We start from the raw sequence: 15,058 nt of genomic DNA, 5'->3' as shown, positions 1-15,058 counted from the left end.
GTCAATTTGTATCAGATTCTTGTGGGATGGGCAGGATGCCCATCTCTGTATTCGATTTATATGGGATTCAGCTTATCTACCCCTCTAAGCTAGGAGTACGTTCATCGACTAGAGTTTCCAAGAAAGTTCTAGTTTATACCACCTAAACATATTACCAGGCCACAAAAATAGAACAGCCGCAGTGCCTATCCCGACCCCGGTCGGGGTGGGGATAGGCACGGTTAATATTTGTCAATCCGCGTCCAGCCGCCGACCTCTGCGCTAAAAAAAGCTAGGTATTTGCCGCCACGAGCCCCAGGAAAATAATTTCATCCGGAATTATCCCCAAAACCAAAGATATATGGTAAGAAGTTCCCGATGCCCCGTTGGAGGAATGCCACCTAAAGCTCACTTAGAATCCCACCTGACGGCAGAGGAACTCAAAATTCGCTACCGGCAGGCACAAAACACCACAGAGTCGCGCCGCTGGCACTTGCTGCTGTTAGTTTCCCGAAATTGGACTATCAAACAAGCAGCCCAAGTTGTAGGTCTCAACTACGACTACGCTAAAGAAATTGTCCAGCGCTACAACCGAGAAGGGCCTAACTCTGTGAGAAACCGCAGCGGAGACCGCCAGCCCCCTCCTGCGAAATCCTTGCTGGATCCTCAACAGCAAGAAGAACTGCGACAAGCCCTGCAAGGCTCTGCCCCCGACGGCGGAGACTGGACAGGCCCCAAAGTAGCTCGCTGGATTGCCGAAAAAATCGGTAGCGATCATGTCTGGCCCCAACGCGGCTGGGATTACCTTAAGCGGTTGGGTTCTCACTGGCGGCGGCGCAGAAAGTAGATAGTTCGCAATATTTAGAGGGGGTTGATTGCCGAAGTGCGATCGCTCCCTTTACTTTCGTTATCTGGGCGCACCGAACGATCGAACGATTTTAGATTTTAGATTTTAGATTTTAGATTTTGGATTTTAGATTGGAGAACAAATCTAAAATCTAAAATGGTTTGACTGATGTAACAATAGCTGCTTATATAGAATTTGGTTGTGTTGAGGATGTTAAATATGCGAGGGATCAGGCGTTTTTTGTCGATCGCCAACAAGACTTTGGCAGTAGTAGCTGGCATCGGACTGGTTCAGATGTTAACCATCGCAAGTTCATTGGCTCAATCATCTAACCCGCGTTCCTTAGACGAACTCTACAAAATTCGCGATCGGCTCGTCACCGAATTAGAACAGCCCCCCTCTCCTTCCCCAGAACCAACCCTCCTCTCCCGCTTAGTTCCCTTCACCCCCAATCCTCAAGAAAAACTGCTTTCTCAGTTGCAAGCAGTGGAAACTCAAATATTAGTAGAACAGAGGGCTAACGACGACTTACAGCAAGCAGTCCGTTTAGCCAACCGAGCCGTAGAAACTAAAGGGCAGCAAAATCAGTCGATCGAATCTTCGCAGCAAACTCAATTTTTGTGGAACCAGGCCCTCAACAACTTACAGTCCGTTCCACAAAATTCATTTTTAGCTTCCCTCACTGCCTCAAAAACTCAAGAATACCGGGAAAATTTAACTGCCGCAACCTCTCAAGTGCAGCAAGCCAAATCAGATTTTTTGGCGGAGGTTGCCCGGGAAAGCGGTTTGTCTGGGCAAGCTTCGATCGGCATTTGCCACCTTTCTAGAGAATGCGTACACCTGCGGGGCAATGTGCCTCCTGTCAGTCCAGCCAGCTTAATAAAGCTGCCGATTGCTGTCGCCCTGATGCAAAAAGTCGAAACAGAAAAAATTAGTTTGAACAAGGAAGTATTCGTCAATAGGGGGAATTTCACCGAAGACTCATCGACGAAGATTTTGTCGCCTAAAAATTACCCCTTGAAGACACTGTTAGAAGAAATGATCGATCGCAGCAGCAATACTGCTACCAATCAACTTATTGATTATTTGGGTGCCGATTACATCAATCAATTCTTAGAAAATCGAGGCTACCAAGTAACCAGGGTAAACTTCAAATTAATGGGGGAAAAAATTATGCCCGCCAACCCCGGTTATGGTCCCAACCGCTTGACTGCTAACGAACTCACCGAAATGATGGTGCAAATTTACAATGGCGAAACACCCGGTGCTAAACAGTTAATAGAAACTCTCAACGGCCAGTACGATCGGGCTCTAGGATTTGCCGCCTTGCAAGGAACTAAAGCTCAGTGGTTGGGCGAAAAAACCGGTCAAAATTCCCTAGTGCTCGGCACAACTTTAGCGATGAGCATTGACGGCGAAGCCTATGTGATGACTGTGATTGACACCCGCAGCGGCGATCTACAAATGCGCCAGTCTATTTCTAAAATTGCCGATTACATTAGCCGGAACCCCAGCTTTTAATAAACTCCAGACTTACTGAGAGCATTTTCTGCTGCTAAAATTCCCATGTACAAGCTACCATCTTGGTCGTGGTACTTGAAAGCTCCGTAACGGCCAATTATATCAAGATTTTCAAACTGATTGAGATAATCGTTAACTTCCGATAACGCTTCTTGATAATTAACTGCATAAATTGGATGAGTACGGGCTAGTTTTACCACAAAACCGCCGGAAACTTTCGCCGATCCCAGCAGTCCGATCGTCCTTAAATCTTGCTCTGCTTGTACCAAAAGCTCTGCTTCGGACTGTTGCCAAGTCGAGTCGCCAAAATCGCACCAGTATTCGCAACATAAAGGAGTTTGATTACTATTTGGCAGCATATCCTTAGACCAGTTAGCAAAATTTGTCACCCGGCCCAGCCGAATATTGGCATCGTTGATATAAATACACTGATCGGGGAATAAATTGCCACTTTCAACAATTAAATAAGCTATTGCAGTGTTGCGGAACTTCAAAGACTTTGCTCGCTCCACAAGTATACTTGGGACAGCCGGAGTGAGTTGTTGCAGCAAAATACTCAAAGGAATTGAACTGATGACGCCCTTGCATTCAATAACTTTCTCTTCTCCTGTTTGGTTGTTTTTTAGAGTCAGTTGGGTGACTTTAAAGTTTTCGTGATGAATTTGCTTCACTTCGTGGTTGAAGAAAATTTGTTGATCGTGCTCCCCAATAAAATTAGCAATACGTTCGTAAAGCTGCCGCGAGCCTAACCTGGGAAATTTTACCCTGCACTCCTCCCTAGTCAGCGCATTTTTTATAATTTCCAGAAAAGATACATTTCTAAATTTTCCGGCTTCCCAATCAGCGCTAATTTCCGTGCAAGGTATGCCCCAAAGCTTTTCTAGATAAGCCTTAAAGCAAACCTCAAATAACTCTTTGCCAAATTTCCCACTAACTCGTTCAGCGTAATTTCGAGGATTTGAGTTGGGAGATAATTGAGCCGGCACATAGGAAAGGAGAATTTTTAAGCTTTTCCAAAAGCCAACTCCTAACAAAACTTCTGGGACACTGGGAGGATAGGTAAAGTATTTCTTCTGCCAGTACATCCGAGTGATTACCTGGAACGTAACTTGCTCTGAACCCATTACCTCGTCCCAAAATTTGTGAACAGCAGCAATATCACTGCCGAAAAAGTGGGGACCGTAATCCAGGATAAATCCTTGATATTCAATACTTTTTGCCAAGCCCCCCACTTGGGAATCCCTTTCAACAACCACAACACGCTGACCTTTTTTAGTAGCGGTGTAAGCCGCCGCCATACCTGCAGGACCGGCACCTAAAACATAAATTTCGCTTGGCTCGCTCATCTCCACCCACCCTAAATTAAGCAGTTAACAAATGTTTTGTTGGAGAAGTTAATCCCCCTATTTTCCCCATTACTGAACTTAAATTGTTCCAGCACATTGAGAAAGTTACTAAATGCCTGCTTAAGATTAACATGGCTTGTCAAATTGCGAAAACGAATCATTGTCGATCGAGGGTGAGCTGCAATGTTTCAGCGCATAGGGTACGGAACCCAATTTGAGAATTTAGCCAGATGGCCCCAATATGCCACACAGGCTATCAATGCCCAGATCAGAGCTGCGGCTACCAGTACAATCGTGCCAATCAGCCGCAGAGTGCGATTAGTTCGCAGCAACAGCGCAGGCGTCGCGCAGACGCCGCCGAGTCCCGACAGGATAAAGCCCAGCCCTGATAGTATTGGCTGCGTTGTTATACCTAGAGTAATAATACGCAAACCGACCAATATAGCAGCCACACCTGCGAAAAATGCGTAAATCGTAACTGTTACCAACTCCCAGTTTTGGGCTAGGGCGACAGAAGCACCAATGAATACGATACCCAACAAAACTGACATTTCCCCGAAGGCAATGTTGAAGCTGCCTGGAATTGGCCAAGTGAAGATCATGTGCAATCCTGTTGTAAGGGCGATCGCACCAGTCATGCCAAACCCGGGAATCCACCGTTTTTGATCCGCGCCGTCGAGACCCGAATAGACATAGTACGCGAGGATAAATAATCCTGCCACCATATTGATCAGCATCAAGGAGATGTAGTCAATAAACATTAATAAACCTGCCTCAGTCACAAATAAAGGTAAATTCTATCATGTCCGGTTGATTAGTTATGATTAAGTTCCCGTAGTTTTAGGCTACCAAGGAAAGCAGGTTAACCCCTGAACAAGTCTGGGTGGCTCCATAATTTTATGACAACGATAAATCAGCAGATTTTCTAATTCCTCTAAGTTTAAGAGTGCATAGTTGGCTCACGCTTCAGTAGTCAAAGACCACAAACCTTCAGCAGGTTGTAGTTCTAGAGAGTGACTGGGTAGAAAAAATAGATCGATACCAACAGCATCGCACCAACTTGTCACTGGTATGCCATCAAGCTTGGTCTTTGACCAGCAGTATCCGCTTATTTTGATTGAGGTCAAATTAAGAGTGTCAAATCTGCTAAAACTACGCCCAATAGCTCCGTCTTGACTCTCGGTAGAATCCAAAAGTAAGTTTCTCCTGACTCGGGGTGGACAAAACCATACAGTCACAGCCATTGATATTGAGCCTTGACAGAAGTAATTGGTTGCTCTCCTACAAGTGTTCACACTCGAAGAATTTTTGGTTTAAGCCCCAATCTCTGTTCATCTTGACACCACACTTCAGTAGTCTGTTTGTGGGTACTTACTTTCAAGCTTTATTAATTCTAGAGCGGTTTTTTTTTCACTGAGTAACTTGTGGTGAAAAGTCACTATCAGGATGACTCGAACCTGGTGTTTTCAGCCGAAAACCTATCTGTTGAAGATGTTGCCATCCTCTCTGACGACTTACTAGAAACCCATCTTCTCACTCAGCCAACCTCCTACTTTTATACCATTCCATAGCCCTCGCTCTGGTGCTGGTTGTTGCACGAGCTGCCACAATAGAGCTTGGTCTACATCTTGGAGTAATGATTTGCGCCCCAGATTTTTTTTCTTTGGTTTCAAGGATGCTTCCGCTACTTGAGTGTTGTACCGACGTACCAATCGATAAATCCCATTTCTACTATAGCCCGTTACTTGGGACACCTCTAAACTTCTCCTGCCACTTGCCAATAACTAGATGACAAAATAGCGAACTTTATCGGTAACAACAGCTAGCGTAACGATATTTTTGCTCTAGCTGTTGTACTGAAATGTGGTTTTTAATGACAACTAACTTGGGCTTCACTCACTCCAAAACTCTGCTGCTCGCTGTTGAGTTTTTATTATACCTAATCAACCGGAGATGATATTAGCTAGTGACTAACAATTAACCCAGCAAGAAAGTATACGTTCCTCCCAAGACAGGGGGAATGTCAGGAAAAGTCAGTTGTCGCAGATTTAAATTAGCACCTCCTTCAATAATTGCAATTGTATCTCCTGGTTTGGAGATGACTAAATCTGCACCTACCGGAGATATTTGATAGTCACTGGCTTGGCCCGCTAGCCTGAGTACATCTCCCTGACTGGGGTTGAATCCGCGAATCCGAGCTTCCCCTGACCCTCTATATAATTCTTGCGCATCGGGAATCATCTGAGACGGTGGTGGCGAGGTAAAATCATAAGCCAAAATAAAAGTATCAGCACCTTGGCTGCCAATCAAGGTATCAAATTCATTGCTACCATTACTAAAATAATTGCCTTCTCCGCCAAAAGCATAACTCCTATCTAAATCAACTCCAGTAATTTCTGTTTTTCCGTTGCCAAAACCAGTGACAATATCATTTCCATCAGTCCCAACAAAAGTGGCAGAGCGATTCGGTTCAAATTGTCCGAATTTTGTATAATGCTCGAGACCTGAAGAGAAACTTCCTGCTTTCACAGTCGCAGCAACATCGGGATTTTTTTGTAAATATTCAACTTCCGAAAAGTTATCCAACACACTATCTCTACTAAAAATCAAAAGACCGCGCCCTCGATTTGCTCGAAATGGAATATTTGCACCGCCCTCGATTCTAGCGATTCCTGCCGTACCCCGACCGGAGCCGGTAGTAATACGAAAATCGCCATTCATGGTGATGGTGGGCGAGAACCCATAAAACCCTCGCGTTCCTGCCAGGCGGATCGCATCAGTTTGCTGGTCAAAGTTTTTAATAATTGGCTCGCCAGTTCCAAACCGCCCCTGGTAGAAAATACCACCATTAGTATCGAACACCTCCCCAACACCAAGCACGAAAGTATCAGAGCCTTGACTGCCAATTAGGGTATCTATGTCAATAGGAAGGTTGGGGTTGGTTCTTGTTTCATAAACTCGATTTCCTGCTGCATTTAAAGATACTGGAATGCCGATGATTTCAACTTTCCCTACACCAAATCCAGCCACAACGTCACTGCCTTGAGTACCGACAAAGGTGGCAGAGCGATTTGGCTCAAATTGTCCAAATTTTCGGTAATGTTCTCCGCCTGTTTTGAAAACTGCTGCTTTGACTGCTGCTGCTACCTCGGGGTTTTTCAGTAAATATTCTGGTTCAAAAAAGGTACTGGCATAAAGGCCTTCTTGGGCTCCGAATTTGATAAAGTGTTCAAAACCCGATTTGAAAGTTTGGTTTTGCACAAAGGGAGCAAGTACGGGGTATCGCTTTAAATAAAACGATTCATCGTAGTCAGGCGATGTATTGACAAGACCTTGTTCCCACCCAAACTGAATAAAGTGATCTAAGCCTGAGGCAAAAGATCCTGAACTGACAGCGGCAGCGACTGCGGGGTTGTTGGCGAGATAGTAATTTTCATCGTAATATCGCGATACTTCCGTGAAACCGAGTTTTTGACCAAACTTTTCAAAGTGTTCTTTGCCAGAACTGATAATTCCTCGATCGATACCTTCTTGCACAAATGGATATTTGCTGAGATAGTAATTTTCGTCAAAAATATCGTAGTTAGCCATATTGCCCTCCTCTGGTATCGATGAGTTTTTTCCCAATTTACCTGATTTTACGCAAAAAGGTTATTTATTGACAACAAAGAGGTAAGTTAGATATAATTAAATTTAAATCAAGTAATTCGCTAAATAAATTTTATTAACATTTAAAAATATAGGAGAAGTTTTAAGATTTTTCAAGTTTATTTAATTCAATCGATCGAGTAATGAGAAAATGCCACACACCAAACTCAGCGTTTCTGTGAAAGGAAAAGGGTTTCCGATCCTCTGCTTGCACGGCCATCCAGGTTCCGGCGATTGTATGTCGGTCTTTACAGAACACTTATCAAAGCGCTTCCGGACGATCGCCCCAGACTTGCGCGGATACGGCAACAGCCGCACCTCTGTTCCCTTTGAAATGACTGACCACCTCCTCGATTTAGAAGCACTTTTAGACAGATTAGGAGTCGATCGGTGTTTGGTGATCGGATGGTCCTTGGGAGGGATTTTAGCCCTGGAATTAGCCATAAAATATCCCCACCGAGTCAGCGGTTTGATTCTACTTGCATCCGCCGCCAAACCGCGAGGAAGTCACCCTCCCATCTCTTGGCAAGATAACCTTTACACCGGTTTAGCCGGAATTATCAATTGGGTAATACCCGGTTGGCAGTGGAATATTGATAGTTTTGCTAGGCGATCGCTCTTTCGCTACTTGATACAGCAGCATACACCTACCGCTTACCGCTACTTAGCACAGGCAGGTACCCCCGCCTACCTCAAGACTTCCAACACGGCCACCTTGGCGTTAAATACCGCTCTCAGGACCGGATACGATCGACTGATCCACCTCGACGACATTCAATGTCCCAGCTTGGTGTTGGCCGGAGAGGCCGATCGGCACATCACCTCGGCATCCAGTTTAGAAACAGCCCGCCACCTTCACGATTGTCAGTGGCAGTGCTATCCAAATACAGCCCACTTGTTCCCTTGGGAAATTCCCGATCGGGTAATCGCAGACATCGATCGTTGGATTGAGAAATTCCCCCAAGCAGTTGGTAATTGCGAGTCTTAAGTTTAGAGTTTGTCAGAAGCAATTAATCACGCAACAGTCAAGAATTTTGAATTTATATCGTTTCCGTTTGCCTCCGAATCATAATTTTCCGAGGCAGTCCGAGCTTCCCGCTCGCTATCAGGGCTCGCAAGCAGGGTATAATTCCGTAGTTACCGGATTTGAATTTACAACTTACAAATCAAAACTCTAAACTCAAAATTCCCCCTGCTTCTACTGACCGCTCAAAACAGGCAACAGCCCTCCCTCAGTCAGCTTTCCCAAATCATCTGCAACCGTCAAAGTAAGAGGTTTGCAGCGGTGAATGGAAACACGAAGACCTTCTGCACCTTCATTTTCTATGTCTTCTACATATCCTGCTTTTGCAGCTTCGGCTTCTTGAGCAGTCAAGAACGGCCCAAAATAGTAAATGCACCGCGGGGCTGAAGTTTTCACTTCAACCCACCAAGCCAATCCGAAAAAATTGAGCAAGCTAATCAAGAATTCTTTCATCTGCTTTTCTAATGTATTTGACGGTGTTTTCATGGTGCTGCGGACACGCCTAGGCTTTTGTTATTTCCACGTGGCTGACTGCTACCAAGAACCTATCCACACCTATTTAAAGCCGATCTCTAAATAGATTGGTGTCGAATTCCTGTTTGAACGTAGGGGGCAGGTCCCTTCTACTTTCGCCTGTCCGTAACGAAAGCCGATCGGCTACCCTTACTTGTTCAGGGTGTGCTGCCGCTCAATGCTGGGCGGCATTCACAATAAACTACTGTGTTGTGTTCTTTTTTTCAACCACCTTTACGATCCGTGTACGTGAAACTTTTTAGGCCCGCGCTGGCGGTAAATTTCGTATAAAGCCATCCCCGTTGCTACCGAGACATTCAGGCTAGGAGTCTTCCCCCTTAAAGGAATTGAAACTAATCCGTCACAGCCGCGCTGTATCAAAAGGCTCAAACCGTCAGCTTCACCGCCCACAACTAAAACAGTGGGTCCAGAGAACTTGATTGTCTCTACCGATTGACCGACGCCTGCTGCAGTGCCATAAATCCAGAATCCAGCCTCTTTCAATTCTTCCAGCGCCCGGTTAAGATTGACAACCCTCGCCACTGGCAGGCTTTCCAATGCCCCTGCTGCCACTTTTCTCACTGCCGAGGTAATCCCAACCGCCCGCCGCTGCGGAATCACCATGCCCTGAGCTCCCAATGCTTCTGCGGTGCGAATGATCGCCCCTAGATTGTGGGGGTCGTTGAGTCCTTCTGCTACCACAATTACTGGATCTTCGCAAGCAGACTTAGCCTTTGCGATCAGTTCGGTCAAATCCAGGTATTCGTAAGCTGATACTTGAGCCGCTACACCTTGGTGGTTTGCCTTGCGCGTGATGTAGTCGAGGCGCAAATCGTCAACTTCATCAATGATGCTGCCGTTGGCCTTGGCTTCGGTTAGCAAGCTGTGAAAGCGGGGATCGTAGCGCAGGTGCGGGACAACCCAGATCCGGTTGAGGACTTGGTTTGTTTCTAAAGCCGCTTGCACCGCATGACGGCCGTAAATCATGTCTGTGTCTGTGTCTGGTTGCACAACTGTATTTGAGGAACTGTCAACAGGGCGAGTGTCTCTGTCTTTGTCTCTGTCTCTGAAATGGTTGCCCCGGAATTCCTGCGGGCTGCTGTCTCTGTCTCTGCCTCTGTCTTTGTCTTTGTCTTTATAATAATTGCCCCGGGATTCCTGCGGGCTCCTGTCTTTGTCTTTGTAATAATTGCCCCGGGATTCCTGGGGGCTGCTGTCTCTGTCTCTAAAATTGTTGCGGGCCGGCCCAGGACTGTTGTCTCTGTCTCTGAAATTATTGCGAACCGGCCCAGGGCTGCTGTCTCTGTCTCTAAAATTGTTGCGAACCGGCCCAGGGCTGCTGTCTCTGTCTCTGTCTCTGTCTTGGTAATAATTGCCCCGGGATTCCTGGGGGCTGCTGTCTCTGTCTCTGTCTTGGTAATAATTGCCCCGGGATTCCTGGGGGCTGCTGTCTCTGTCTTTGAAATGATTATTTCTGCGAATGTGCGGTTGGCTGTCGCCATCGACTCGACCTTTGAAAATTGATCGCACTGGCATTTCTCGGGATTGGGGGGCGAAGGTCGATCGCTTTTGAGGCGCGTCTACTCCCCGAGTGTCGGGACGGGGCTTGCGCTCAAAGCGGGCAGAGGACGGTTGTGAGTCCTGACGGCGGCCTTCGCTTTTGAATGGCTTGCTGTCGGAATTCGATCGCGAGGAGTTTGGTCTGGTAAATTTTCTCATGGGTTTCTTGTGGGAGTCTAAGCGATTTTTGATTTTCGATTTTTGATTTAAGAATTGACGGACCGGGCGGGCTGTGAGATTTTAGATGGGCTGGGGAGGAAGCATCGATTGAAGAATTGAAGAATTGACGGATCGGGCGGGCTGTGAGATTTTAGATGGGCTGGGCCCGCTAGCAAGGATTTTGCTGAGAAGAAAGTTGCTTATTAATGGCTGATATATCCTGTTTTCCCGATCGAGATTTTTGCTTTTTTAACTTAGCCGCCGTGCAAGGGTTGTTAATTAATCCCTCCTCATTCCCAACTCTTAACTGCTAAATCTTTTAAGTCTCAAGTTCTAAAAGTGCCAGAATCTCGGTCAATCTTTCGGGATCGGTGAGGTACAAGTATCCGATCAAAGTTTCTAAGCTGCTGGCTTGTTGGTATATCTCTGGATCTGCTCGCTTGGAACGGCACGCTGCGGCATTGCGGCCGCGCTTGACAATGGCTAATTCTGTACTGTTCAAGTATGGAGAGATCGATCGTAAGTGACGCGCTTGAGTTTCGGCTCGTACTTGCCCAACCACCAATTCATGATAAGCTTGCAATCTTCTGGGCGGCATTAAATACCAACTCCGAATGTAGAGTTCGTATACTGCATCTCCCAAATATGCCCAGGCTGCGGGCGAAATTCTTTCTATTTCTGCTGGTGTAACCCTCGCAGGATGCACTCGATTTAAACTGATATCCGTCAGACTCAGTTTGAGTCCGTCATCTGCGATCGGCAACATACTTTTTTAAATAAAACTTCCGCACAGCTTGGTCTTTCTAGTCACTTACTTATTTCATCTTTCGTCACTTCAGAAATTATAGCTTTCACAGGAGTCTTCGCTCTCAGAGTACGAAGCGAGATATATAGGCAAAGCTTTGCGCGACGATCGCACTCCTAAAAAAGGCTTTTTACACTCTAGAAGGATGCTCTACTTCTTATACCATTTTTCCGCGTTTTTGCCACGCCACCCATATTTTACTCCCCATCCACCATCCGATCGAAGCATCGGGGGAAATACGGGCAAGACTTGTCGCAGCTTCTGGGAAAATCGCTCTTATTTTACCAGCACAACCATAAAAATTTGCTATCCAGCGTTGAGAACCGGATAGCTAATTTAATCCACTTTGGCGTCAAGCATCCTTGACGTTTTTTACCGCCTCGTCAACCGAAGGCTGCAAAGACAAAAATTTCTCTAAGCGAACCAGTTTAACAGTCTGAGTTACGCGGGGATTTGAGACAATTTGCAATGTCCCCTCCAAGGTTTGGGCTTTTTTGACAAGTTGCACAAGTGCACCCAAACCTGAACTGTCCACAAAGTCTATCTGAGACAAGTCCAAAATTACGTGTTTTGGGCCCTCGTCAATACATTTGCTCAGTACCTTCCGAAAAGTTGCCTCAGAAAAAGCGTCCAGCAGGCCAGTCAGGCGAAATAACTGATAGTTATTCTTGACTTCGCGAGTGCCTCTGAGGCTAACGGTCAGGGTCAATGACTCAGGAATGACACCCTCCTAGCTAGATATGGCTTAAAGTCGAGGCTTCATTATAGGCGTTTTTTGGTCTTTTGTCTACAGTTTTTTAGTTATTAGTCATTAGTCATTAGTCATTAGTCAGAAGCGATCGACACAAACAACCTCTGATGACTACTGACTAATGACTGCTGACTAAGGACTACTTACTGCTGACTACTTTCTGATTGTCTCGCATTGACTGCACGAATCGATCGAACAAATAGTCAGCATCATGGGGTCCGGGACTGGCTTCTGGGTGGTACTGGACTGAGAACAGCGGCAGGGTTTTGTGCTTCAATCCGGCTACGGTGCGATCGTTCAAATTGAGATGAGTAATTTCTACTTCCGGGACTAGGGAATCGGGGTCGATCGCAAAACCATGATTTTGGCTAGTAATTTCTACTTGCTGAGTTAAACCCGCTGGATGATTCAATCCCCGGTGGCCGAACTTAAGTTTAAAAGTTTCTGCACCCAAGGAAAGTCCCAAAATCTGGTGTCCCATGCAGATGCCGAATACCGGTTTGTCCGACTTTAACAAAGCTTTCGCAGTCGCGATCCCTTCCGTTACCGCCGACGGATCTCCCGGGCCGTTGGACAGAAAAATGCCGTCCGGGTTGTATTTGAGGATTTCCTCTGGCGACGTGTCGGCCGGTACAACGATGACCCGACACCCGTAACTCGCCAGACGCCGCAGGATATTGCGCTTGATCCCAAAGTCTAGCGCTACCACCGTCCACATTTCGCCTCCTTCAGGTTTGACTGTAGGACTGAACTCCCAAACCGAGTCCGTGGTTTCAGACCACTCGTAAACCTTGCGGGTAGTGACTTCCTGAACCAGATTCAGCCCGGCCATGCTGGGGGCATCTTGCACTTGCTCCAAAAGTTCCGCCTGGTCTAGAATCAAGGTCGAAATGCCGCCGTTGATCGCTCCCACCGTGCGAATTTTGCGAGTCAGGGCCCGGGTGTCGATGCCGTAAATTCCGGGGATATCGTACTGTTTGAGATAGTCTTGCAGAGATTGCGAGCACCGCCAGTTGCTGGGGCGGCTGCATACGTTCCGGGCGATCGCACCCCGAATTTGCGGGCGCGAGGATTCTTCGTCTTCGAGATTTACCCCCGTATTGCCCAATTCTGGATAAGTAAAAGTTACAATTTGGCCGCAATAGCTCGGATCTGTCAAGACTTCTTGGTAGCCCGTCATTCCGGTATTGAATACTACCTCCCCGACGACGGTAGCCTTAGCGCCAAAGGACCAGCCGCGGTAAGCAGTACCGTCAGCCAGGACTAGGAGAGCGGGTTGTGCAGTTGAAAGTGACATGGCATCCTTAATTACTTTCGTTTGGTTTAATTCTTACCACTGCCTGGGATTTGATGCTAGCCGGTAATATACAGATATTATTTCAACTACCCCACCCTGCAACGCTATCGGGTAGGGATTGTATCTGGACTCCACCGCAACTCTAAGAATCTCGAAAGACGCTTAGCTTTGGCTTCTTTGCCCGATACATCAGGGACGGCCCAAAAACGCCCCGTACTCATCGAGTCTTGCCGAATGAGTAACGCTCTGAGTGCAATATTTCTGGCACCCACCAAATCTGCATGAAGCTTATAGCCGCAACATTGGCACTGGAAATCTAGACCTTTGTTAGGTCGGTTTTCTCGCGACCTGTGTCCGCATTTGGGACAGGATTGGCTCGTATAGTCTGCCAATACCTTTACTGCCAAACCGCCATTTAACAATGCTTTGTAGTCAATGAAAGAATGGAACTCAGCAAATGACCACTTTGCTTTGTTGCGATTTGATCGGAGTTGCTTCTTACTGGCTCTCCTCCCTGATTGGGTCGGGGTTCTTTCTCAAATATGAGTCAGTTGCTCCAAACCAATCAAAGTATGAAGGCACTTATGCACTTATGCCGGAGGTCAGAGGCATAAGTGCAACAGGTAATCAAAAAGCAATATGTGCAAATTCTCCCACTCCCCACTCTCGGCATCTCCTACTCTCTCCATCTCCCCCCGCGCCAGCAATTTATCTGCCTGCTGCTGATGAGGACGGGCCCAAAGTCTAAATCTATACCAAAAGGCAGTTCTCGCTGTTACGATCGAGCTACAGCGTTTAACCAAACTATGGCTAGCAAATCTCCCTTGCCTTTACTCTCAAACTTATACCAGCATCTACAGAACCCTCAAAAACTGCGCCAACCGTTACTGGTTTTAACAGCAGTTATTTCTCTGAGCAGTTCAATTTTAGTAGGGACTGTTGCCAACTCCTCGCGAGCAGTGGCTCAAGAAATTGAGGGATGCTTCATGCGCAGTTCGTCAGGCCGAACGCTCAACCTCAGCCAATCAGTCTGCGGTTTTCTCCCCGAAGGAGCGACTCCCGCCACGGGGGCGACCAAGTCTGGAGTATTTCAGGCAAAAATTAAACGCAGAAAGGCTAATATCCCGGTCATAGAAGTCACATTTAACGGCAAACAAAAGTTCGAGATGATGCTAGATTCGGGAGCTAGTGGCACAGTAATTACACCAGCAATGGCTAAAGCCTTGGCCGTTGTTCCCCAGGGAACAGTGGAAGCACTAACTCCGAACGGAGTGGCTACTTTTCCCGTCGGTCGCGTGACTTCTATGGAAGCAGGTGGTCTGGCGATTAACAATCTAGTTGTGGCAATCTCGCCGTCGCTAGATATCGGACTGCTAGGACAGGACTTTTTTGGCCATAAAGACATAACTATTAAGAAAGATGTGATTGAATTTCGATCGCGGTCTTAAAAAAAACGAAGGAGGAAGAGGGAAGAAGTAAAGAAAGATTGAGAATTAAATAATTTTTATTGTTGGTCAGTTAAAACAAAAAATTCCTTCTTCCTTCTTCCTTCTTCCTTCTTCCTTCTTCCTTCTTCCTTCTTCCTTCTTCCTTCTTCCTTCTTCCTTC

14 protein-coding genes and 1 pseudogene are annotated in these 15,058 nt (G+C 46.5%); 5 read left to right on the top strand and 10 right to left on the bottom strand.

Annotation, left to right across the window (positions count from 1 at the left end):
• The first annotated feature begins 373 nt into the window (after nt 1–373).
• The 3 genes from QUB56_RS13985 (at nt 374) to QUB56_RS13975 (ending at nt 2,347) form a co-directional block, all read left to right on the top strand.
• Nucleotides 374–826 carry a helix-turn-helix domain-containing protein gene (locus QUB56_RS13985; RefSeq protein ID WP_332955869.1) on the top strand — a complete coding sequence of 151 codons (453 nt, stop codon included), beginning with the start codon at nt 374–376 and terminating at the stop codon, nt 824–826.
• Nucleotides 827–987: 161 nt separating this feature from the next.
• On the top strand, nt 988–1,158 hold the full coding sequence (locus QUB56_RS13980; RefSeq protein WP_332955868.1) for a hypothetical protein: 171 nt from the start codon (nt 988–990) through the stop codon (nt 1,156–1,158).
• Nucleotides 1,142–2,347 (top strand): serine hydrolase, encoded by a 1,206-nt coding sequence (locus tag QUB56_RS13975; protein WP_332955867.1) that lies wholly within the window; start codon nt 1,142–1,144, stop codon nt 2,345–2,347. The genes QUB56_RS13980 and QUB56_RS13975 overlap by 17 nt, the downstream gene beginning before the upstream one ends.
• Here the strand turns inward: QUB56_RS13975 and QUB56_RS13970 are convergent.
• The 4 genes from QUB56_RS13970 to QUB56_RS13955 form a co-directional block, all read right to left on the bottom strand.
• Nucleotides 2,344–3,693 (bottom strand): FAD-dependent oxidoreductase, encoded by a 1,350-nt coding sequence (locus QUB56_RS13970; protein WP_332955865.1) that lies wholly within the window; start codon nt 3,691–3,693, stop codon nt 2,344–2,346. The genes QUB56_RS13975 and QUB56_RS13970 overlap by 4 nt on opposite strands.
• Before the next feature lie 188 nt (nt 3,694–3,881).
• On the bottom strand, nt 3,882–4,454 hold the full coding sequence (locus QUB56_RS13965; protein ID WP_332955864.1) for a DUF981 domain-containing protein: 573 nt from the start codon (nt 4,452–4,454) through the stop codon (nt 3,882–3,884).
• A 756-nt stretch (nt 4,455–5,210) separates the two neighbouring features.
• Nucleotides 5,211–5,447, bottom strand: coding sequence for a hypothetical protein (locus QUB56_RS13960; protein ID WP_332955863.1), 237 nt, complete (start codon nt 5,445–5,447; stop codon nt 5,211–5,213).
• Between the two features lie 223 nt (nt 5,448–5,670).
• A complete protein-coding gene (locus tag QUB56_RS13955; RefSeq protein WP_332955861.1) occupies nt 5,671–7,284 on the bottom strand; it encodes a hypothetical protein in 1,614 nt (537 codons plus the stop codon).
• A gap of 208 nt (nt 7,285–7,492) precedes the next feature.
• On the opposite strand from QUB56_RS13955, the gene QUB56_RS13950 reads away from it, so the two are divergent.
• The gene (locus QUB56_RS13950) at nt 7,493–8,329 is read left to right on the top strand and encodes an alpha/beta hydrolase (RefSeq protein ID WP_332955859.1); all 837 of its coding nucleotides are present in this window, start codon (nt 7,493–7,495) and stop codon (nt 8,327–8,329) included.
• A gap of 210 nt (nt 8,330–8,539) precedes the next feature.
• On the opposite strand, the gene QUB56_RS13945 is transcribed toward QUB56_RS13950, so the two are convergent.
• The 6 genes and pseudogenes from QUB56_RS13945 to QUB56_RS13920 all read right to left on the bottom strand — a co-directional run.
• Entirely contained in the window at nt 8,540–8,851 is a 312-nt protein-coding gene (locus QUB56_RS13945) for a DUF1816 domain-containing protein (RefSeq protein ID WP_445243342.1), read from the bottom strand.
• Nucleotides 8,852–9,112: 261 nt separating this feature from the next.
• Nucleotides 9,113–10,597 carry a 23S rRNA (guanosine(2251)-2'-O)-methyltransferase RlmB gene (gene rlmB / locus QUB56_RS13940; protein WP_332955858.1) on the bottom strand — a complete coding sequence of 495 codons (1,485 nt, stop codon included), beginning with the start codon at nt 10,595–10,597 and terminating at the stop codon, nt 9,113–9,115.
• A gap of 319 nt (nt 10,598–10,916) precedes the next feature.
• Nucleotides 10,917–11,363, bottom strand: a complete 447-nt coding sequence (locus QUB56_RS13935) for a ribonuclease III domain-containing protein (RefSeq protein ID WP_332955857.1) — start codon at nt 11,361–11,363, stop codon at nt 10,917–10,919.
• 391 nt (nt 11,364–11,754) lie between these two features.
• Nucleotides 11,755–12,111, bottom strand: a complete 357-nt coding sequence (locus QUB56_RS13930; RefSeq protein ID WP_172186150.1) for an STAS domain-containing protein — start codon at nt 12,109–12,111, stop codon at nt 11,755–11,757.
• Between the two features lie 181 nt (nt 12,112–12,292).
• Nucleotides 12,293–13,450, bottom strand: a complete 1,158-nt coding sequence (gene carA, locus QUB56_RS13925; RefSeq protein ID WP_332955855.1) for a glutamine-hydrolyzing carbamoyl-phosphate synthase small subunit — start codon at nt 13,448–13,450, stop codon at nt 12,293–12,295.
• Nucleotides 13,451–13,554: 104 nt separating this feature from the next.
• Nucleotides 13,555–13,896, bottom strand: a pseudogene (locus tag QUB56_RS13920) (zinc ribbon domain-containing protein); the annotation flags it as partial.
• A 168-nt stretch (nt 13,897–14,064) separates the two neighbouring features.
• Between QUB56_RS13920 and QUB56_RS13915 the strand changes: the two are divergent.
• A complete protein-coding gene (locus tag QUB56_RS13915) occupies nt 14,065–14,898 on the top strand; it encodes a retropepsin-like aspartic protease (RefSeq protein WP_332955853.1) in 834 nt (277 codons plus the stop codon).
• Nucleotides 14,899–15,058 lie beyond the last annotated feature (160 nt).

Source organism: Microcoleus sp. AR_TQ3_B6, from assembly GCF_036702785.1.
Lineage (GTDB): Bacteria > Cyanobacteriota > Cyanobacteriia > Cyanobacteriales > Microcoleaceae > Microcoleus.
This window is presented reverse-complemented; position numbering and strand designations above follow the sequence as displayed.